This window comes from Treponema sp. UBA785, from assembly GCF_002297065.1.
In the GTDB taxonomy this organism is placed as follows: domain Bacteria; phylum Spirochaetota; class Spirochaetia; order Treponematales; family Treponemataceae; genus Treponema_D.
This window is the reverse complement of record NZ_DBJD01000079.1, coordinates 33,536-34,020: the sequence shown is the minus strand read 5'-3', so window position 1 is coordinate 34,020 and position 485 is coordinate 33,536. Positions and strand designations below refer to the sequence as shown.

The window sequence follows — 485 nt, the reverse complement described above, 5'->3', positions numbered from 1 at the left end:
TGGAACAACGTTTTTATGCAGTTCAACAGAATTGACGAGAAAACTCTTGAGCCGCTTCCAAAGAAAAATGTTGATACAGGAATGGGACTTGAGCGCACAAACTGCATCTTGCAGGGAAAAACTTCGGTTTATCAGACGGAAGTTTTCCAGCCGATTATCGCTGAAATCGAGAAGCTTTCAAATTATAAGTATGGAACAGACGAGGAGAAAGACCGTTCTGTGAGAATTATTGCAGATCACAGCCGCGCTTCTGTTTTCATCATTGGAGACCCGAGAGGTGTTTCTCCGTCAAATGTCGGCGCGGGATATGTTTTGCGCCGCTTGATTCGCCGCGCAGTCAGGCACGGGATGAAGCTCGGAATCGAAAAGTCTTTCCTTGCTGAAATTGCTGAAACTGTAATTGAGAATTTCAAGGCGGCTTATCCTGAACTTGAGCAGAATTCTGCGAAAATCAAGCAGGAGCTTACAGCCGAGGAAGAGAAATT

Annotated in this window: 1 protein-coding gene; it reads left to right on the top strand. The window is 45.2% G+C overall.

The genetic code is table 11. The features are described 5' to 3' along the window. A partial coding sequence (locus tag B2X33_RS06805) for an alanine--tRNA ligase-related protein (RefSeq protein ID WP_296668553.1) occupies window positions 1–485 on the top strand: 485 nt, incomplete at both ends.